15 protein-coding genes are annotated in these 19,527 nt (G+C 69.5%); 13 read left to right on the top strand and 2 right to left on the bottom strand.

Features of this window, described 5'->3' with window-relative positions; translation table 11 throughout:
* Nucleotides 1-104 precede the first annotated feature (104 nt).
* From ASG71_RS01555 to ASG71_RS01495, 13 genes are all read left to right on the top strand, one after another.
* The gene (locus ASG71_RS01555; RefSeq protein ID WP_056736396.1) at nucleotides 105-965 is read left to right on the top strand and encodes a fumarylacetoacetate hydrolase family protein; all 861 of its coding nucleotides are present in this window, start codon (nucleotides 105-107) and stop codon (nucleotides 963-965) included.
* 34 nt (nucleotides 966-999) lie between these two features.
* The gene (locus tag ASG71_RS01550; RefSeq protein ID WP_082574739.1) at nucleotides 1,000-1,755 is read left to right on the top strand and encodes an SDR family NAD(P)-dependent oxidoreductase; all 756 of its coding nucleotides are present in this window, start codon (nucleotides 1,000-1,002) and stop codon (nucleotides 1,753-1,755) included.
* On the top strand, nucleotides 1,752-3,284 hold the full coding sequence (locus ASG71_RS01545; protein WP_200947915.1) for an FGGY-family carbohydrate kinase: 1,533 nt from the start codon (nucleotides 1,752-1,754) through the stop codon (nucleotides 3,282-3,284). Before ASG71_RS01550 ends, ASG71_RS01545 begins: the two co-directional genes overlap by 4 nt.
* Nucleotides 3,281-4,915, top strand: coding sequence for a hypothetical protein (locus ASG71_RS01540; protein ID WP_056736394.1), 1,635 nt, complete (start codon nucleotides 3,281-3,283; stop codon nucleotides 4,913-4,915). The genes ASG71_RS01545 and ASG71_RS01540 overlap by 4 nt, the downstream gene beginning before the upstream one ends.
* A gap of 222 nt (nucleotides 4,916-5,137) precedes the next feature.
* On the top strand, nucleotides 5,138-6,511 hold the full coding sequence (locus ASG71_RS01535; protein WP_056736392.1) for an NAD-dependent succinate-semialdehyde dehydrogenase: 1,374 nt from the start codon (nucleotides 5,138-5,140) through the stop codon (nucleotides 6,509-6,511).
* 126 nt (nucleotides 6,512-6,637) lie between these two features.
* The gene (locus tag ASG71_RS01530) at nucleotides 6,638-7,444 is read left to right on the top strand and encodes a hypothetical protein (protein WP_056737182.1); all 807 of its coding nucleotides are present in this window, start codon (nucleotides 6,638-6,640) and stop codon (nucleotides 7,442-7,444) included.
* A 10-nt stretch (nucleotides 7,445-7,454) separates the two neighbouring features.
* Nucleotides 7,455-8,204, top strand: coding sequence for a LamB/YcsF family protein (locus ASG71_RS01525; RefSeq protein ID WP_056736389.1), 750 nt, complete (start codon nucleotides 7,455-7,457; stop codon nucleotides 8,202-8,204).
* A gap of 243 nt (nucleotides 8,205-8,447) precedes the next feature.
* Nucleotides 8,448-12,158 (top strand): nitrate reductase subunit alpha, encoded by a 3,711-nt coding sequence (locus ASG71_RS01520; protein ID WP_056736387.1) that lies wholly within the window; start codon nucleotides 8,448-8,450, stop codon nucleotides 12,156-12,158.
* The gene (gene narH, locus ASG71_RS01515) at nucleotides 12,158-13,852 is read left to right on the top strand and encodes a nitrate reductase subunit beta (RefSeq protein WP_056736384.1); all 1,695 of its coding nucleotides are present in this window, start codon (nucleotides 12,158-12,160) and stop codon (nucleotides 13,850-13,852) included. Before ASG71_RS01520 ends, narH begins: the two co-directional genes overlap by 1 nt.
* Nucleotides 13,849-14,469 carry a nitrate reductase molybdenum cofactor assembly chaperone gene (gene narJ, locus ASG71_RS01510; protein ID WP_056736382.1) on the top strand — a complete coding sequence of 207 codons (621 nt, stop codon included), beginning with the start codon at nucleotides 13,849-13,851 and terminating at the stop codon, nucleotides 14,467-14,469. Before narH ends, narJ begins: the two co-directional genes overlap by 4 nt.
* Before the next feature lie 2 nt (nucleotides 14,470-14,471).
* Nucleotides 14,472-15,281: a respiratory nitrate reductase subunit gamma gene (gene narI, locus ASG71_RS01505; protein WP_056736380.1), complete on the top strand. Its 810-nt coding sequence runs from the start codon at nucleotides 14,472-14,474 to the stop codon at nucleotides 15,279-15,281.
* A 48-nt stretch (nucleotides 15,282-15,329) separates the two neighbouring features.
* Nucleotides 15,330-16,568, top strand: coding sequence for an MFS transporter (locus tag ASG71_RS01500; protein ID WP_056736379.1), 1,239 nt, complete (start codon nucleotides 15,330-15,332; stop codon nucleotides 16,566-16,568).
* A 223-nt stretch (nucleotides 16,569-16,791) separates the two neighbouring features.
* The gene (locus ASG71_RS01495) at nucleotides 16,792-17,376 is read left to right on the top strand and encodes a 5-formyltetrahydrofolate cyclo-ligase (RefSeq protein ID WP_056736376.1); all 585 of its coding nucleotides are present in this window, start codon (nucleotides 16,792-16,794) and stop codon (nucleotides 17,374-17,376) included.
* Between the two features lie 48 nt (nucleotides 17,377-17,424).
* Here the strand turns inward: ASG71_RS01495 and ASG71_RS01490 are convergent, their stop codons facing one another.
* On the bottom strand, nucleotides 17,425-18,084 hold the full coding sequence (locus tag ASG71_RS01490; protein ID WP_056736374.1) for a cyclodeaminase/cyclohydrolase family protein: 660 nt from the start codon (nucleotides 18,082-18,084) through the stop codon (nucleotides 17,425-17,427).
* Between the two features lie 88 nt (nucleotides 18,085-18,172).
* The gene (locus ASG71_RS01485) at nucleotides 18,173-19,483 is read right to left on the bottom strand and encodes a DUF445 domain-containing protein (RefSeq protein WP_056736372.1); all 1,311 of its coding nucleotides are present in this window, start codon (nucleotides 19,481-19,483) and stop codon (nucleotides 18,173-18,175) included.
* Nucleotides 19,484-19,527 lie beyond the last annotated feature (44 nt).

The raw sequence follows: 19,527 nt of genomic DNA, 5'->3' as shown, positions 1-19,527 counted from the left end.
TTGTCAACGAAGGCTGCGCCGGTATTGTGGTGTGGGACACCTTTCCGCGTGGTGGCTTTGCCCGCGGGATAGCAGTGGGCAAAGTGGCCCGATTTGGAGGAAATGTGAAGTTGGTTCGACTGGGTGCCGCAGGTGCGGAACGCCCCGCCGTCGTCGATGCCGGCACGGACGGCGTCGAAAAGACATATGATCTCTCAACTCTGACGCCGGACATCTCCGGAGAGTTCCTGGCCGGTGGCGGGATCGACGCCGTGCGCGAGGCGCTCCGGCGCGGGCAGCTGCAACAGGTCGAGACCGACGGGCTCCGGGTCGGCGCCCCGATCGCGAGGCCGTCGGCTGTCATTTGCGTCGGGATGAACTACGCCGCCCACGCCGCCGAGTCGGGCTCGCTGCCGCCCGAGGTACCCATCATCTTCCTCAAGACACCGAACACCGTGGCGGGGCCGGACGACACCGCCTACATCCCCCGCCATTCCACCAAGACCGACTGGGAAGTCGAACTGGGCGTGGTCATCGGGCGGCGCGCCAGCTACCTGGACTCGCCGGCGGACTCCGCCGCGCACATCGCGGGTTACCTGGTCGCCAACGACCTCTCCGAACGCTCCTTCCAGATCGAGGAATCCGGCGGCCAGTGGTCCAAGGGCAAATGCTCCCCCGGATTCTCCCCGCTTGGGCCCTGGCTTGTGCCGGCCGACGAAGTGGACCCGGGCCGGCTGCGGCTCCGCAGCTGGGTCAACGGGGAGTCCCGCCAGGACTCCAGCACCGCGGACATGGTGTTCCCGGTCGACTTCCTGGTCCACCACCTCAGCCAGTACCTGACTCTGGAACCCGGGGACGTCGTTCTCACCGGCACTCCGCAGGGCGTGGCCCTGTCAGGGAAGTTCCCGTACCTCAAGGCCGGCGACGTCGTCGAGGTCGAAATCGAGGGCCTCGGCCGGCAGCGGCAGGTCTTCGCGCAGTCCTGACCCCGCTCCCCGCCCGACTTTGAAAGGAACACAGATGACAACCCAGATGGATGGGCTGGTGGCCATCGTCACCGGCGGCGCCTCCGGAATTGGCGCCGCCACGGCCGCGCAACTCGCCGCGGCCGGTGCGTCGGTCGCAGTGCTGGACCTCAACCCCGAGTCCGGCCCCGGGGGGCACTTCGCGGTGCGCTGCGACGTGGCCGACACGGCGTCGGTGGACGAGGCGGTCCGGGCCGTCGCCGAGCGCTTCGGCCGGATCGACGTCGTCGTCAACAACGCCGGCATCGGAGCCCAGGGCACGGTCGCGGACAACGACGACGACGAATGGCACCGGGTCTTCGATATCAACGTTGTCGGCATGGTCCGGGTCAGCCGGGCCGCACTGCCGCACCTGCGCCGCTCACCGGCCGCGGCGATCGTCAATACCTGTTCGATCGCGGCCACCGCCGGGCTGCCGCAGCGGGCGCTTTACGGCGCCAGCAAGGGGGCGGTGTTGTCACTGACCCTGGCCATGGCCGCCGACCACATCCGGGAGGGGATCAGGGTCAACTGTGTAAACCCGGGCACCGCGGACACGCCGTGGATCGGCCGGCTGATGGACCAGAGCGAGGACCCCCAGGCGGAACGGGCCGCCCTCAACGCCCGGCAGCCGCACGGGCGCCTGGTCAGCGCGGACGAAGTGGCTGCTGCCATCACCTACCTCGCCTCGCCGGCCGCCGGGTCCACGACCGGAACCTCGCTGGCGGTCGACGGCGGCATGCAGGGCCTGCGGCTGAGGCCCGCGCAGTGACGGGCCGGCAGGGCGGAACGCCGGCGGTGCTCGGCGTCGACATCGGCACGAGCAGCAGCAAGGGCGTCATCGTGGATCTGGCCGGACGGGTACTGCGTTCGGCATCCCGCAGCCACGACGTCAGCAGGCCACAGCCCGGCTGGGCCGAGATGGACGGCGGCCTCTGGTGGGAGGAATTCATCGCCATCAGCAGGGAACTGCTGCACGGCGCGGATGAGCACATCGTCGCCGTCGGCGTGAGCGGAATGGGCCCGTGCGTGCTGGTCACCGACGCCGACGGCACGCCGCTGCGGCCAGCCATCCTGTACGGCATCGATTCCCGGGCCACCGAGCAGATCGAGGCGCTGACCGCGGACCTGGGCGGCGCCGAAGCCATCATGGCCCGCTGCGGCTCCACCCTCTCCACGCAGGCGGTCGGACCAAAACTGGCCTGGCTGGACCGGCACGAACCGGAGACGTTCGCCCGGAGCCGCAGGCTCTTCATGCCGGCGTCCTGGCTGGCGTACCGGCTGACCGGTGAATACGTCCTGGACCACCACTCCGCCAGCCAGTGCACGCCGCTCTACGACACCGAGGCGCTGGCCTGGTACCCGCCGTTCGCCGACCGGATCGCGCCGGAGCTGGACCTTCCGCCGCTGCTCTGGCCGGGCGACGCCGCCGGGCGGGTCACCCCGGAGGCCGCCGCCGCGACCGGCCTGCCTGCCGGGATACCGGTGATCGCCGGGACCATCGACGCGTGGAGCGAAGCGGTGAGCGTCGACGGCCAGAACAACGGGGACCTGATGCTGATGTACGGCACGACGATGTTCCTGGTGAACACCGTGCCGGACCGCGTCAGCTCCCCCCTGCTGTGGGGAACCGTCGGGGCCTTCGAAGGAACCCGCAACCTCGCGGGCGGAATGGCCACCTCCGGCGCCGTCACGTCCTGGCTCAAGGAACTCTTCGGCTCCCTGGACTTCCCGGAACTGCTCGAGCTCGCCGCAGCCTCCGGACCGGGCGCCCGGGGGCTGCTCATGCTTCCCTACTTCGCCGGTGAACGGACCCCGGTGGCGGATCCGCAGGCGCGCGGCATCATCGCCGGGCTGACCCTCTCCCACACCCGGGGCGACCTGTACCGGGCCGCGCTGGAGGCCACCGCGCTGGGCGTGCGGCACAACATCGAATCAATGGAGCGGGCCGGCGGCGACATCCGCCGGATCGTGGCCGTGGGGGGCGGCACGCAGGGCGAGCTGTGGACGCAGATCGTCTCCGACGTCACCGGCCGGCCGCAGCTGATCCCCAGCCAGACGATCGGCGCCAGCTACGGGGCGGCCTACCTCGCCGCCGGCACCGTGGCCGAGGTGCGGATCGGCGACTGGAATCCGCCGGCCCGCACCGTCGAGCCCAACCCGGCCGTCGCCGCCGACTACGAGGAGCTCTACGGGCTCTACCTGCGGCTCTACCCGGCCACCCAGGACATCGCCCATGCCCTCGCCGGGCGCGAAGAACGGCTGAGCGCCCAAAACCCCGACAAGGAACCTGCACTATGAACAGCTACACCTTCCCGGCCGTCACCGAGGCACCCGCCGCCGCGGAAAACACGGTTTACACCCTCAGCAGCGGCGATCTGCGGCTCGATGCCAACGTCAAGTGCTGGCCGACGCAGCAGCAGCTCGAAGAGCACTTCGCCACGGCCGTGGAGTCGCTCGGCTACCAGGTCGTCCGCGCCCACAGCGTCAACCCGGAGACGGGCCACGGCTTCATCGACAGCCAGCGCATGGGCATGGAGGTGTTCAAGAACATCCCGCCCACGGCTCCGGTGGTGGTCGTCGAGGCGGTCTGGCAGTACAGCCACCACGTCCTCGCCGGGCTGCGCACGCACCGCGGCCCCATCCTCGTGGTCGCCAACTGGGCGGGGGACTTCCCCGGCCTGGTCGGCCTGCTCAACCTCACCGGCAGCCTGACCAAGGCCAAGGTCGAGTACTCGGCGCTCTGGAGCGAGGACTTCACCGACGAGTGGGCGGTCGGCAAGCTGAAGTCATGGCTGACCACCGGCACCATCAGCCACGACACAAGCCACGTCCGCGACCTGCCGGCGCTCGCGGAGTCCGAGGAAGTGCGGCTGGGGCGTGCCCTGGCCCAGCAGTTGAAGACCGAGAAAGCGATCATCGGCGTCTTCGACGAAGGCTGCATGGGCATGTACAACGCCATCATCGATGACGAGATGCTCAACCCGCTGGGCATCTATAAGGAACGGCTGTCGCAGAGCGCCCTCGTGGCGGAAATGCAGAAGGTCACCGACGCCGAGGCGGACGCCGTCAAGGCGTGGCTCGACGACGCCGGTCTGGTCTTCCACTTCGGCACCGACCCGGCCACGGAGCTGACCCCGGAGCAGGTCCACAGCCAGCTCAAGATGTACATCGCGGCGCTGCGCATTTCCGACGACTACGGCGTCGACGCCGTCGGCATCCAGTACCAGCAGGGACTCAAGGACACCGTCCCGGCATCGGACCTGGCCGAAGGCCTGCTGAACAACGTGCAGCGCCCGCCGGTCTACTCCCGTGACGGCGGCCGCGAACTGTTCGCCGGCAAGGCGCTCCCGCACTTCAACGAGGTGGACGAGGGCGTGGCGGTCGATGCCCTCATCACCAACCGGATCTGGACCGCCATGGGACTGGACCCGGCCACCACGCTGCACGACGTGCGCTGGGGCGCCGATTACGACGGCGAATTCGTCTGGGTCTTCGAAATCTCCGGCTCCGTGCCGGCGTCCCACAACGGCGGCTACGACAAGTCCTACAGCATGCGCCAGCCGCCGATGTTCTTCCCGCTCGGCGGCGGGACCCTCAGCGGTGTCTCCAAACCGGGGGAGATCGTCTGGTCCCGGGTCTTCATCATGGACGACCGGCTGCACGTGGACCTCGGCCGCGGCCACGTCGTCGAGCTGCCGGAGGAAGAGACCCGGCGGCGGCTGGAGGCCACCGACCCGCAGTGGCCAATCATGCACGCCGTGCTCGACGGCGTCAGCCGGGACCAGCTCATGGCGCGCCACAAGGCCAACCACGCCCAGGTGGTCTACGCCCCCGACGCCGACACGGCGGACAAGGCGCTGGAGGCCAAGGCCGCTTTCTTCGCCGAGCTGGGAGTCCAGGTCCACCTCTGCGGCGACGTGAGGCTGTAGGGGTCCCGGCCGCCAGCCGCCCGCGGCGCGGCCGCCCGGACGCGGCGGCGGTCCGGATGGAATAGTCCGGGGGACGGGCCGGTTGGCGCCTACGGGACCGGTGCTGCCGGAAGGGCAGTCCGGACCCGCGCAAGGGGCGGGAACCGCCGTCGGCGCCAAACCGGCGCCGCGGCGGTCCGCGCCCGGACCGGCGACGCAGCCAGAAACGGAGATGGTGGATACATGACTGCCTACAAGACAGTGAACCCCGCAACCGGAGAAACGTTGAAGGAATTCCCGCTCGCAACCGCGGGCGAGGTGGAAGAAGCGCTCGCGGCCTCGGAGCAGGCGTTCCGGGACTGGCGTACTGCCCCGGTCGAAGCCCGGGCAAAGGTGATGGCCCGGGTCGCCGAACTGTACCGGGAACGCCAGGACGACCTGGCCCGGCTGATCGCCACCGAGATGGGCAAGCCGCTGGCGCAGGCCCGCGGCGAAGTCCAGCTGGTCGCTGACATCTACGACTACTACGCCGCCGAGGGCCCGGGCTTCCTCAAGGACGAACCGCTGGAGGTCAAGGGCGGCGGCTCCGCCGTGGTCCGGTCGGCCCCGGTCGGCCCGCTGCTCGGCATCATGCCGTGGAACTACCCCTATTACCAGGTGGCACGGTTCGCTGCGCCCAACCTGGTCCTGGGCAACACGATCCTGCTCAAACACGCCGGCAGCTGCCCGCAGTCGGCCCTCGCAATCGAGGCGATCTTCAAGGACGCCGGCCTGCCCGAAGGTGCGTACACCAACCTCTTCCTCAGCAACGAGCAGGTCGCCGAGGTCATCGCCGACAGCCGGGTACAGGGCGTTTCCCTGACCGGCAGCGAGCGGGCCGGTGCTGCCGTGGCCGAGGTGGCGGGCCGGAATCTGAAGAAGTACGTGCTGGAGCTCGGCGGCAGCGACCCGTTCATTGTGCTGGACGCCGAGGACCTCGACGCGACCGTCAAGGCCGCCGTGGGCGGCCGGATGGGCAACGCCGGGCAGGCCTGCACCGCCTCCAAGCGGTTCATCGTGCTGGAAGACCTCTACGAGCCCTTCGTCGAGAAGTTCACCGCCCGGATGGCCCGGATCACGCCGGGCGACCCGCTGCAGGAGGACACCAAGTTCGGCCCGCTCTCCTCGCAGAGCGCCGCCGACGGGCTGATCGAGCAGATCCAGGACGCCGTGGACAAGGGCGCCACCCTGCGGACCGGCGGCCACAAGGTCGACGGCCCCGGAGCCTTCGTGGAGCCCACCGTGCTGACCGACGTCACCCCGCAGATGCGCGCCTACTCCGAGGAACTGTTCGGCCCCGCCGCGGTGGTCTACAAGGTGGCCAGCGTCGAGGAAGCGATCGAACTGGCCAACGGCTCACCCTACGGACTCGGCGGCTCCGTTTTCAGCGCCGACCCGGACAAGGCCCGGGACGTCGCGGACCGGCTGGACACCGGCATGGTGTTCATCAACTCCGTGGCCCAGACCCAGGCGGACCTGCCGTTCGGCGGGGTCAAGCGTTCGGGCGTCGGCCGCGAGCTTGGCCGGTTCGGCATGGAGGAGTTCGTGAACAAGAAACTGATCCGCACCCCGCGCTAAGCCGCGCGCCACGGGAGAGCCGGGCGGTGGCCGGAGGCAGACGCCTCGGGCCGCCGCCCGGCCGCACGTGGCCTACTGTTAAGCCTGGATGACATTCAGCACCCTTATGGTTCAGGAGAGGCGATGATGGCCCAGCGCAGCAACCCGGCAATGAAGATTGCCCAAAAGACCGCCCACAACGCAATGTTCGACGCCGACGGCAAGCCCAAGCCGGGCGTCCACAACGTCCTCCTGCGCGCCGTGGAAATCCAGCGGCCGCTGGTCCTGGCCAACCTCCGCCGGCTGCAGCGCAAACACCCCCGGGCCACCGCCGCCCAGCTCGCCGCCATCCTGGAACGCGACTACCTGGTCGCCGTGACCGGGGGAGGGGCGCTCGTCGGCGGCTCCGCCGTCATTCCGGGCGTCGGCACCGTGGCCGCCCTGGGCCTCTCCGCCGCCGCGACCGTGGGCTTCCTGGAGGCCACCGCCCTGTATGCCACCTCGCTGGCGGAACTCCACGGCGTGCGCATGGTCGACCCCGAGAAGGCCAGCACGCTGGTGATGGCCATCATGCTCGGCGAAGAAGGCACCGCTCTGCTGAGCTCCCTCAGCGGCCAGGCGGCGGGCCAGAGCAAGGGCCCCACCCAGGCCTGGGGCACGCTCTTCGCGCGCAGGGCCCCGCTGATCGGGTTCGGCTCGGTCCGCGAACGGATCCAGCGGGCCTTCCTGCGCAACCTGCTCAAGCGCCAGGGCACCGCACTGCTGGGCCGCGCCCTTCCCTTCGGCGTCGGCGCGGTGGTGGGCGGGGTCGGCAACCGGATGATGGGCCGCGCCGTCGTCGCCAACGCCAAGGAAGCCTTCGGCGCCCTGCCGGAGACCATCCCCGGCGAGCTGCAGCCCGGCGCCGCGGCCCCGGAGATCGACGCCGCCGGCGACGCCCGGAACCAGGGCTGAAGGGGTACCGGTGGACCTCAACGCTGACCTCGGCGAGTCCTTCGGCTCGTGGACCATGGGCGACGACGCCGCAATGTTTCCGCTGGTCACCAGCGCCAGCGTGGCCTGCGGCCTGCACGCCGGTGACCCCGTCACCATGCTGGACACCTGCCGCGCGGCCTACGAACTCGATGTCCGGGTCGGCGCGCACCTGGGCTACCCGGACCTCGCCGGCTTCGGTCTCCGGGCGATGGATATGACCTTCGACGACCTGTTCGGGGCCGTGCTCTACCAGCTGGGGGCGCTCGACGGCGTGGCCCACGCGGTGGGCGCCTCGGTGGACTACGTCAAGGTCCACGGCGGCCTCTACGACCGCACGATCCACGACGCCGAACAGGCCTCCGCCGTCGTCGCCGCCGTCCAGGCCTACGATCCCGGACTGCCCCTGCTGGGGCTGGAAGGATCCGCGCTCGTGGAGCTCGCCCGGGAAGCCGGCAACCCGGTCTTCCACGAGGCCTTCGCCGACCGCGCCTACCTGCCGGACGGCACCCTCGTGCCGCACCTGGACGAGGAATCCGTGATCGAGGATCCCGACGAGATCGTCGAACGGGCCCTGCGCCTGGCCCTCAAGGGCGAGGTCACGGCGACCGACGGCAGCGTTGTCCGGCTGACCCCGCACTCGCTGTGCCTGCACGGCGACGCCCCCGGATCCGTGGCGGTGGCGGCCGCCGTCCGCTCCGCGCTGGAGCGGGCCGGCGTCGAACTCGCCCCCTTCGCCTAGAGCGCGAACGGACACTTAACGCCCTCCCCGAAGCGCGAACGGACACTTAACGCCCTCCCCGAAGCGCGAACGGACACTTGAGGCCCTCCGGAAGCGCGAACGGACACTTCGCGCCCTCGCTGGAAGGGCGCGAAGTGTCCGTTCGCGCGGGGGTGCGCTCCGCGGTGAGACTGGAGTGACGGCTGTGACACCAGTGCCGTAGGGCCCTATTGGGGGGCCCAAGGCGGGACCTAGCTTTGGGGCATGACTGCCGAAGGCGCCGCGGGGTTGGACGGACCCGCCTCGGATGCAATGTTGAAGCTGGGCCGATTCTTCACGAAATGGGACCAGACCGACGACGGCAGGGCGGTGTTCCGGGAGGGCGGCCGCAAGGGCGACATCTTTTACCGGGACCGCTGGAGCCACGACAAGGTGGTCCGCTCCACGCACGGGGTGAACTGCACGGGCTCCTGCTCCTGGAAGGTGTACGTCAAGGACGGCATCATCACCTGGGAATCCCAGCAGACGGACTACCCCTCGGTGGGCCCCGACAGCCCCGAGTACGAACCCCGCGGCTGCCCGCGCGGTGCGGCGTTCTCCTGGTACACCTATTCGCCCACCCGGGTCCGGTTCCCGTACGCCCGCGGCGTGCTGGTGGAGATGTACCGCGAGGCCAAGGCCCGGCTGGGCGACCCGGTGCTGGCCTTCGCCGAGATCGCGGCGGACCCGGAACGGCGCCGCCGCTACCAGCAGGCCCGCGGCAAGGGCGGCCTGGTCCGGGTCTCCTGGCAGGAGGCTGTCGAAATCGCGGCCGCCGCGCACGTCAACACGATCAAGACCTACGGGCCCGACCGGTGCGCCGGGTTCTCGCCGATCCCGGCGATGTCCATGGTCTCGCACGCCGTGGGCACCCGCTTCATCCAGCTGATCGGCGGGGTGATGACCTCGTTCTACGACTGGTACGCGGACCTGCCGGTGGCCAGCCCCCAGGTCTTCGGCGACCAGACCGACGTCCCGGAATCCGGCGACTGGTGGGACGCCCGCTACCTGATGATGTGGGGCTCCAACGTGCCGGTCACCCGCACCCCGGACGCCCATTGGATGGCCGAGGTGCGCTACCGCGGCACCAAGGTGGTCACGGTCAGCCCGGACTACGCGGACAACACGAAGTTCGCCGACGAATGGCTTCCCGCCCAGGCCGGCACCGACGCCGCCCTGGCAATGGGCATGGGCCACGTCATGCTCAAGGAGTTCTTCGTCGAGCGCGAGGTGCCGTTTTTCGCCGACTACGTCCGGCAGTACACCGACCTGCCCTTCCTGGTCACCCTGGAACGGCGCGACGACGGCACCCTCACCCCGGCGAAGTTCCTCACCGCCGCTGACCTCCCCGCCGAAGCCGGAGCCGACGACGCCGCGTTCCGGACCGTCGTCTTCGACAAGGCCGCCGGCCGGCCGGCCGTGCCCAACGGTTCCCTCGGGTTCCGCTACTCCGGCAGCGGCGAGGGAAAGTGGAACCTGGACCTGGAGGGGATCGACCCGGCGCTGTCGCTGCGCGAGGTCTCCGGCGACAGTGCCGAGATCCTGCTGCCGTGCTTTGAGGACGCCGACGGCGCCGGCAGCGTGCTCCGCCGCGGCGTGCCCGTCGTCGAGCTGGAGGGCCGGCTGGTCACCACCGTGTTCGACCTGATGCTCGCCCAGTACGGCGTCGGCCGCGAGGGCCTGCCGGGGGACTGGGCCGCCGGCTACGACGACGCCGCCACCCCGTACACCCCCGCCTGGCAGGAGAGCATCACCTCCGTCCCGGCGCAGGCCTGCATCCGGGTGGCCCGCGAATTCGCCCGCAACGCCGAAGAGTCCAAGGGCCGGTCCATGATCATCATGGGCGCCGGCATCTGCCAGTGGTTCCACGGCGACGCCACCTACCGGGCGGTGCTGGCCCTGGTGATGCTGACCGGCTGCATGGGCCGCAACGGCGGCGGCTGGGCGCACTACGTCGGCCAGGAAAAGACCCGGCCCATGACCGGCTGGGTCTCCCTGGCCAACGCCCTGGACTGGGGCCGGCCGCCGCGGACCATGATCGGCACCGGGTATTGGTACATGCACACCGACCAGTGGCGGCAGGACGGCTACTCCGCGGATGCGCTGAAATCGCCGCTGTCCACCGGTTCCCTCGACGGCATGCACACCGCGGACGCGATGGCCCAGTCCGCCCGGCTGGGCTGGATGCCGTTCTACCCGCAGTTCGACCGGAACCCGCTGGACCTCGCGGACGAGGCGGAGGCCGCCGTCGCCGCCGGCACCGCGAAGGACACCCCCGGCTACATCGCCGACGCGCTGAAGAACCGCACGCTCAACCCGGCCATCGAGGACGTCGACGCCCCGGAGAACTGGCCGCGGACCCTCGTGCTGTGGCGTTCCAACCTGTTCGGTTCCTCGGCCAAGGGCAACGAGTACTTCCTCCGCAACCTGCTGGGCACCCACAACAACGTCCTGGGCAAAGACCACGCCGAGGGCCTCAAACCCCGGGACGTGAAGTGGCATGAGCAGGCGCCGGAGGGAAAGCTGGACCTGCTGGTCTCCGCGGACTTCCGGATGACCTCCACCACGTTGCTCTCCGACGTCGTCTTCCCCGCCGCCACCTGGTACGAGAAGCACGACCTGTCCTCCACCGACATGCACCCGTTCGTGCACGCGTTCACCCCGGCGATCGACCCGCCGTGGGAGACCAAGACGGACTTCGACACCTTCCACCTGCTGGCCCGGGAGTTCTCCCGGCTCGCGAAGACCCACCTGGGCGTCCGCCGGGACCTGGTCAGCGTCCCGCTGCAGCACGACACCCCCGGCCAGCTGGCGCAGCCCGGCGGGGTGGTCCGTGACTGGCGGGAGTCCGGCATTCCCGCCGTACCGGGGCAGAACATGCCGGTCTTTTCGGTGGTGGAGCGTGACTACACGGCGATCGCCGACAAGCTCGCCGCCCTCGGGCCGCTGGCGGACAAAGTCGGGTTCACGGTCAAGAACGTCACTTACAACCTGGCCGGCCCACTCAAGCGGCTCAGCCAGACCAACGGCGTCATGCTCGGCGGCGCCGCCGACGGGCGCCCCGCGATCGACACCGACGCAAAGCTGGCCGAGGCGATCCTCGCCTTCTCCGGCACCACGAACGGCGCGCTCTCCGTCCAGGGCTTCAAAGACCTGGAGGTCCGCACCGGCCGCAAGCTGGCGGACCTGTCCGAGGGGTCGGAGGAAAAGTTCATCACCTTCGCCCAGACCCAGGCCGGTCCGGTCCCGGTGATCACCTCGCCGGAGTGGTCCGGCTCGGAGACCGGCGGCCGGCGGTATGCGCCGTTCACGATCAACATCGAGCGGCTCAAACCCTTCCACACCCTCACCGGCCGGATGCACTTCTTCCTCGACCACGACTGGATCCGGGACATCGGCGAGGCACTGCCCATCTACCGGCCGCCGCTGGACATGCACCGGCTCTACGGCGAACCCAAACTCGGCCGGGACGGCGCCCTGGAGGTAGTGGTCCGCTACCTGACCCCGCACTCCAAGTGGTCCATCCACTCCGAATACCAGGACAACCTGCTGATGCTCTCGCTCTCCCGCGGCGGCCCGACGGTCTGGATGAGTCCCGCCGACGCGGAGTCCATCAAGGTCCGGGACAACGACTGGGTGGAGTGTACGAACATCAACGGCGTCCTGGTGGCCCGGGCGATCGTCAGCCACCGGATGCCGGCCGGCGTCGTCTACGTCCACCACGCCCAGGAACGCACCATCGACGTCCCCAAGTCCGAGGCCACCGGCCGGCGCGGCGGCATCCACAACTCCGTCACCCGGCTGCTGGTCAAGCCCTCGCACCTGATCGGCGGGTACGCGCAGCTGGCCTACGCGTTCAACTACCTCGGCCCCACCGGAAACCAACGCGACATGGTGGCCACCGTCCGCCGTCGTTCCCAGGAGGTGCAGTACTGATGCGCGTGATGGCACAAATGGGCATGGTGATGAACCTGGACAAGTGCATCGGCTGCCACACCTGTTCGGTGACCTGCAAGCAGGCCTGGACCAACCGGGCGGGCACCGAATACGTCTGGTTCAACAACGTCGAAACCCGACCCGGGCAGGGCTACCCCCGCCGCTACGAGGACCAGGAACGCTGGCACGGCGGCTGGGTGCTGAACAAGCGCGGCAAACTGGTCCTCAAGGCCGGCGGCCGGGTCAAGAAGCTGCTGGGCATCTTCGCCAGCCCGGTCCAGCCCGAGCTCAAGGACTACTACGAGCCATGGACCTACGACTACAAGACCCTGGTGGACGCGCCGCTGGGCGACGACTTCCCGGTGGCCCGGCCGAAGTCCCTGATCACCGGCGAGGACACCAAGATCACCTGGTCCGCGAACTGGGACGACGACCTCGGAGGCTCCGCCGAGCACGGGCACCTGGACCCGATCGTGGAAAAGGTCCGGCGCGAGTCCGAGGACAAGATCAAGTTCGCCTACGAGCAGACCTTCATGTTCTACCTGCCGCGGATCTGCGAGCACTGCCTGAACCCCTCCTGCATGGCCTCCTGCCCGTCCGGGGCGATCTACAAGCGGGTCGAGGACGGGATCGTGCTGGTGGACCAGGACCGGTGCCGCGGCTGGCGGCAGTGCGTCACCGGCTGCCCGTACAAGAAGATCTACTTCAACCACAAGACCGGCAAAGCCGAGAAGTGCACCTTCTGCTACCCCCGCGTGGAGGTGGGGCTGCCGACCGTCTGCTCGGAGACCTGCGTGGGCCGGCTGCGGTACCTGGGGTTGTTCCTGTACGACGCCGACGCGGTCACCGCCGCGGCCGCCGTCACCGACCCGCAGGAGCTCTACGACGCCCAGATGGATGTGCTGCTGGACCCGAACGACCCCGCCGTGCAGGCCGAGGCGCGGGCCCAGGGCATCCCGGAGGACTGGATCGACGCGGCCAGGCGCTCGCCGGTCTACGCCCTGGCCAAGGTCTACAAGGTGGCGCTGCCGCTGCACCCTGAATACCGGACCATGCCGATGGTCTGGTACGTCCCGCCGCTCTCCCCGGTGGTGGACCTGCTACGCGACCAGGGGCACGACGGCGAGGACGCCGGCAACCTCTTCGGCGCCATCGACGCGCTGCGCATCCCGGTGGAATACCTCGCCGAACTCTTCACCGCCGGGGACACGGACCGGGTCACCGCGGTGCTGCGGAAACTCGCGGCCATGCGCTCCTTCATGCGCGGCATCAGCCTGGGCAACGACCCCGACGACTCCATCCCCGAGTCCGTGGGGATGGACAGCCAGACGATGTACGAGATGTACCGGCTGATGGCGATCGCGAAATACGAGGAGCGCTACGTCATCCCCAAGGCCCACGTGGAACAGGCCCACGACCTGGAGGAAATGGGCTGCTCCCTGGACTTCGACGGCGGTCCCGGCATGCAGGACACCTCACCGTTCGGCGAGGCTAGCGGCAGGCCGGTGCCGGTGGCGGTGGAAACCTTCAACGCCCTCCGGGACCGGCAGACCTCCGGCGGCCTCGAAGAGGGGTCCGGGCTGCGCGGCCGGGTGAACCTGCTGAACTGGGACGGCCGCGGCGCCCCGCCCGGGCTCTTCCCGGACAAGGGGCCGGAACCGGGCACCCTGGCAGCGGCGGAGGACCAGCCATGAGCCGCCGCGACCGGGTGCTCTACCTCGCGGCGGCGTGGTGCCTGTCCTACCCGGACGAGGACCTGCTGGCCAAGGTGCCCCTGATGCGGGCCGCGCTCGCCGAGTTCCCCGGTGCGGGGGCGGACTTCGACGACGTACTGGACGCCCTGGAGACCACGCCGCTGATGGAAAGCCAGGCCGGCTACGTCCGGGAGTTCGACCTGGGCAAACGCCACGCCCTGCACCTGTCCTACTGGACGGACGGGGACACCCGCCGCCGGGGCGAGGTGCTCGGCAGCTTCAAGGCGGCCTACCGGCAAAGCGACGTGCTGGTCGACACCCAGGGGGAGCTGCCGGACTATTTGCCGATGGTGCTGGAATACGCCGCCCGGGTGGACCTTGCGGCCGGCCGCGGCCTGCTGGGCCGATACCGGGCCAGCCTGGAGATGCTGCGCTTCGGGCTGCTCCGGGACGGGCTGCCGCACGCCCGGATCCTGCAGGCCGTCTGCGCGACGCTGCCGGGGAAGTCCCCCGCGGATGAGCAGGCCGTCATGCGGATGGCAGGGTACGGGCCGCCCACGGAGGCCGTCGGGCTGGACCCGTACGACCCGCGCCTGCTGCCCGTGAAGGGGGTCTGACCATGGAGTTGTCGGTGCTCGATATCGTGCTCTGGGGGGTCCTGCCCTACGTCATGGTGGTGGTCCTGGTCGGCGGCCTCGTCTGGCGCTACAAGTACGACCAGTTCGGCTGGACCACCCGGTCCTCCCAGCTCTACGAATCCCGGCTGCTGCGGATCGCCTCGCCGCTGTTCCACTTCGGCCTGCTCGCCGTGATCGCCGGGCACTTCTTCGGCCTGGTCATTCCGATGGCGTGGACCGAGGCCGTGGGGATGAGCCAGGAGTTCTACCACTTCAATGCCTTGCTGGTCGGCGGCATTGCCGGGGTCGGGACGCTCGGCGGGATCGCCCTGCTGATCTACCGGCGTCGCACCACCGGGCCGGTCTTCATGGCCACCACCAGGAACGACAAAACCATGTACGTCGTCCTCACCGCGGCGATCGTCTTTGGGCTGTGGACCACCCTGGTGAGCGTGTTCGAGGGCGAGCACGGACACAACTACCGCGAGACCGTGTCCCCATGGTTCCGCTCGCTGTTCATCCTCCAGCCCGACATCGCGGCGATGGCGGAAGCCCCGTTCTCCTTCCACCTGCACACCCTGGTGGGCATGGCGCTGTTCGTGATCTGGCCGTTCACCCGGCTGGTCCACGCCTTCACGGCGCCGTTCCACTACCTCTTCCGGCCGTACATCGTGTACCGCTCCCGCGACCGGGACCGGAACGGCAAACGGCGCGGGGTCCAGACGGGGGCGGCCACCCGCACGCCCTCCACCGCGGCGCGGCCCGGCTGGTCCGCCGTCGGCACCCGCGACCGTGACACCCGCAACCGCTGACCCGCCCGCGGCGCCGGGACCGCGCCGCCGCACCGAGAGGAGGCCGCCATGGCCGAAGTGACCCCGCCCGCGACGGCGGCGACGGCGGCAACCGCGCCGGCGGGCCAGACGCTCAACCTGGTGCTCGCCACCGCAGCCTCGGTGGCTGGATTCTGGGCCTGGAATTCAGTGGCCACCCTCGGGGCGTTCTACACGCAAAACCTCCAGCTCACCCCGGCCACCACGGGGATCCTCGTCGCCATGCCGGTCTTCGTCGGCTCGCTGGGCCGGATCGTCGTCGGCGCCCTGACGGACAAGTACGGCGGCCGGGCCCTCTTCACTTTCGTGCTGCTCGCCGCCGTCGTGCCGATCCTGCTGGTCGCGGTCGGCGGCAGCATCCGGTCCTTCCCGCTGGTGCTCGGCGCCGGGCTCCTGCTGGGGGTGGCCGGCACCGTGTTCGCCGTCGGTATCCCCTTCGTCAGCGCCTGGTACGACCCGTCGCGGCGCGGCTTCGCCACGGGGGTGTTCGGCGCCGGAATGGGCGGCACCGCCCTCGCCGCGTTCCTGAACCCGCGGCTGGTGGCCTGGATCGGCTACTTTCCGACGCACCTGCTGATCGCCGCGGTCCTGGTGGTCATGGCCGCGCTGGTCTGGTTCCTGATGAAGGAATCCCCGGCCTGGCACCGCCAGAGCGCGCCGGTGCTGCCCAAGCTGATCGACGCCGCCAAGACCCCGGTGACGTGGAAGATGTGCTTCCTCTACGCCGTCGTCTTTGGCGGCTTCGTGTCCTTCGCGACCTACCTGCCGACGTACCTGCGGGACATCTACAGCTTCGACCCGAGCGCCGCCGGTGCGCGCACTGCCGGCTTCGCCTTGGCCGCCGTGCTGGCCCGGCCGGTCGGGGGCGTGCTCGCGGACCGCTTCGGCCCCAAACCCGTCGTGGTGGTCTCGCTCGCCGGCGTCGCGGTGCTCGCCTGGGTGGTGAACCTGCAGCCCGACGGCGATGTGCCCGCCGGCCTGACGTTTGTCGCGATGGCTGCCGCGCTTGGCCTGGGCACCGGCGGCGTGTTCGCGTGGGTCGGGGTGCTTGCCCCGGCAGGGAAGGTGGGCAGCGTGTCCGGGGTGGTCAGCGCCGCCGGCGGTCTGGGCGGTTACTTCCCGCCGCTGATCATGGGCGCCACCTACGACGCCGCGTCCCGCAGCTATTCGATCGGGCTCCTGCTGCTGGTGGTCACCGCGCTGGTGGCGCTGGCGTTCACGGTCTTCGCCATGCGCGCCCGGCCCAAGGCGACGGTCGCCCCCGCCTGACCTAAGCGCGAACGGACACTTGGCGCCCACCCCTGAGCGCGAACGGACACTTAAGGCCCGGCCTTGGAAGCGCGAACGGACACTTGGCGCCCACCCCTAAGCGCGAACGGACACAGCCCCCTGCTAGCTTGGTGGCATGAGACGGGTTGCAAGACACGCGGGGGGCCTGCATGGGAAAACTGATCAGCTACGCGCGGGTCTCGACGAGGGCCCGGGACCTGGCATGACATCGAATGTCTCCGTCAGGGATGCAAAGGCCCAGTTGCGCGCCGAGATTCGTCTCCGTCGCCGCAGCCGCCCGGTGGGAGAGCAGGAGGCGGCAACGGCCGGTCTGACAGAGCATCTGATAGCTCTGGTCCGTCACAGGGCCCCTGCCTTGGTGGCCTGCTACCTCTCCGGCGGAGACGAACCGAACACCCGGCCGTTCCTGGCCTGGGCCGCCGCGAATGACGTGGAGGTTCTCGTTCCGGTGAGCAGGCAGGACGGCTTGCTGGACTGGGTACCTGCATCCGGCGGCCGCGAGCAGGTGGGCTTGTTCGGCATCTCCGAGATGATCGGCGAGGTGGTGCCGGCCGGAGTGTTCGAGACCGTCGATCTGTTGCTTATTCCAGCAGCTGCGGTCGACGGTTCGGGAATGCGGATGGGATGGGGCCGCGGGTACTTCGACCGCGCTCTTGCGTCTTTGGAGGAACCTCCAGCGGTATTCGCGGTCACTTACGACGACGAATTCCTTGAAGCCGTGCCGCGCGAGAGCCACGACCGGCCCGTTGACGGAGTGGTCATGCCCAGCGGGATCCGAGTGTTCTGACCGGCAAAACCCTCTTTGGCTGCGCCCGTGCGGCCGTGATGCGCCCGGTCAGAGGGCGTCGGTGGGGGCGGCCCGGTGATCTATTTCGGCCGTGAGTTTGTCGATCCGGTCCAGGGCGGCATTGAGCCGCTCCACGGTCGTCCACAACTCCGGGTGCTCCTGGCGGATCTGCTCGAGTGTGGCGCCGGCAGAGGTCAGGGTGGAGAGATCGTAGCTGACGTTTGTGCGTGCTCCAGTCAGCGCTGCCCGCAGGGCGCCGAAAGCGACGACGACATCGGCGATAAGCGCTGGATTGCCCTTGGCTGCCAGCCATTCCAGGTCTGTGATGGCACCGATGGCGTGCTTGCCGAGCAGCGCGGAGGACTTTGCGGCTTCGACGGAGGCTTTCTGAATGGCGTCCTCGCGTTCGGGGCCGCGTTCGAGCCGGAACGCGGCCCCGAACGCCTTTGACGCGGACGAGTCGTCGTCGGCCAGTTGGAGGGCAGCTTCCCGCAGGGACCGCGCCCGGGCATGGACGTCGTCGAGTTCAGCGCGTTGGTGCTCGTCGGCGTCGGTGTATCCGGCGACCATGGACGTCAGTGACGCGGCGATGGCCAGCATCAGCCCAGCCCCGGCACCACCTCCTGGCGAACCCGCGGATTCCGCCAATGCCAGCGTCCAGTCCTCAACCGTCGAACCCTGCGTCGTTACTGCCTCAGAGTCAGCCATGAAACTAAGTCTGCCCGGAACATATGCGTGCCGCCACCCGGCAGCGTAGGGCGCGAAGTGTCCGTTCGCGCTCTTGGCGGGGGAGGGGTCAGCCGAAGACCAGATTCGCCGCGGTGAAGATGGCGAGCCCGGCCAGGGCGCCGACCACGGTGCCGTTGATCCGGATGAACTGCAGGTCCTTGCCGACCTGGAGTTCGATCTTCTGCGAGGTCTCCTCGGCGTCCCAGCGGGCCACGGTGTCGGTGATGACACCGGCGATGTCGGAGCGGTAGTTGTTCACCAGGTACCCGGCCGCGTCGCCGATCCAGGCGTTCACCTTCCCTGCCAGTTCGGGGTCGACCACCAGCCGGGTGCCGAAGTCGTGGACCGCGGCCTTGAACTTCACCGTCAATTCGCTGTGCGGATCGTCGACGGCGGTCAGCAGCGCGGCCTTGATCGTGCCCCAGGTGCGCGAGGCCAGCTCACGGACCTCCGGGTCGCCGAGCACCTGGGCCTTGACGCCCTCGGCCCGGGCGATCATGACCGGGTCGTGCTGCAGGTCATGCGCCAGCGACTTCAGATAGGTGTCGATGGAGAGCCGGACCTGGTGCTGCCGATCGGACTGCACGGCGCGGGTGAATTTCAGGATTTCGACGTACACCTTGTCGCCCACCAGCCCGTCGACGAAGGTCGGTACCCACGCGGGGGAGCGGTCCGTCACCAGCCGGTTGACCGTTTCGTGGTTGTCCCGCACCCAGTCCACGGTGCGGTCCACAAGCAGGTCCACCAGCGCGTGGTGGTGGCCGTCGTCGAACACCCGCTCCGCGAGCCGGCCCACGGGTGGGCCCCACGGCGGGGTGAGCAGGTGCTTCCGGACCATGGCCTCGATGACGGACTGGACGTCGTCGTCGTTGAGAACCTTGAACGCGCCGCGGATCACGGCCGCGCCTTCCTTGGCGACGCGCTCGGGGCCGCCGGGGCCGGACAGCCAGCCGCCGACCTTCCGGGCGACGTCCACGCTGGCCAGTTTCTCCTTCACCACCTGCTCGGAGAGGAAGTTGGTCTCCACGAACTCGCCCAGCGACGCCCCGATCTGGTCCTTGCGTCGGGGGATGATGGCGGTGTGCGGGATCTTCAGGCCCAGCGGGTACTTGAACAGCGCGGTGACGGCGAACCAGTCCGCCAGCGCGCCCACCATCCCGCCCTCGGCCGCGGCCCGGACGTACTCCAGCCAGGGGTATTGCTTTTGCAGGGCGAAGGCGACCACGAAGATGACGGCCATGCCGATCAGCAGCGACACGGCCAGCAGCTTCATCTTCCGCAGCGCGGCGGCCTTCTCGGCGTCCGCGGGTGACAGCCGGTGTTCGACGCCGGCCGGGGGGACGGCGGTACGGGCTGGTCGTTCAGTGTTCACCTGCATGTGCCCAGCCTAGCCGCGCATCCGTTACCGCCGTCGGCTAACGT

Origin of the sequence: Arthrobacter sp. Soil763 (genome assembly GCF_001428365.1) — a bacterium.
In the GTDB taxonomy this organism is placed as follows: domain Bacteria; phylum Actinomycetota; class Actinomycetes; order Actinomycetales; family Micrococcaceae; genus Arthrobacter.
This window is presented reverse-complemented; position numbering and strand designations above follow the sequence as displayed.

What these genes read in the sequence shown, in the direction of transcription:
- ASG71_RS01550 (WP_082574739.1), top strand. Translation starts at nt 1,000, where the DNA reads ATGACAACCCAGATGGATGGGCTGGTGGCCATCGTCACCGGCGGCGCC.
- ASG71_RS01540 (WP_056736394.1), top strand. Translation starts at nt 3,281, where the DNA reads ATGAACAGCTACACCTTCCCGGCCGTCACCGAGGCACCCGCCGCCGCG.
- ASG71_RS01535 (WP_056736392.1), top strand. Translation starts at nt 5,138, where the DNA reads ATGACTGCCTACAAGACAGTGAACCCCGCAACCGGAGAAACGTTGAAG.
- ASG71_RS01530 (WP_056737182.1), top strand. Translation starts at nt 6,638, where the DNA reads ATGGCCCAGCGCAGCAACCCGGCAATGAAGATTGCCCAAAAGACCGCC.
- ASG71_RS01520 (WP_056736387.1), top strand. Translation starts at nt 8,448, where the DNA reads ATGACTGCCGAAGGCGCCGCGGGGTTGGACGGACCCGCCTCGGATGCA.
- narH (WP_056736384.1), top strand. Translation starts at nt 12,158, where the DNA reads ATGCGCGTGATGGCACAAATGGGCATGGTGATGAACCTGGACAAGTGC.
- narJ (WP_056736382.1), top strand. Translation starts at nt 13,849, where the DNA reads ATGAGCCGCCGCGACCGGGTGCTCTACCTCGCGGCGGCGTGGTGCCTG.
- narI (WP_056736380.1), top strand. Translation starts at nt 14,472, where the DNA reads ATGGAGTTGTCGGTGCTCGATATCGTGCTCTGGGGGGTCCTGCCCTAC.
- ASG71_RS01500 (WP_056736379.1), top strand. Translation starts at nt 15,330, where the DNA reads ATGGCCGAAGTGACCCCGCCCGCGACGGCGGCGACGGCGGCAACCGCG.
- ASG71_RS01495 (WP_056736376.1), top strand. Translation starts at nt 16,792, where the DNA reads ATGACATCGAATGTCTCCGTCAGGGATGCAAAGGCCCAGTTGCGCGCC.
- ASG71_RS01490 (WP_056736374.1), bottom strand. Translation starts at nt 18,084, where the DNA reads ATGGCTGACTCTGAGGCAGTAACGACGCAGGGTTCGACGGTTGAGGAC.
- ASG71_RS01485 (WP_056736372.1), bottom strand. Translation starts at nt 19,483, where the DNA reads ATGCAGGTGAACACTGAACGACCAGCCCGTACCGCCGTCCCCCCGGCC.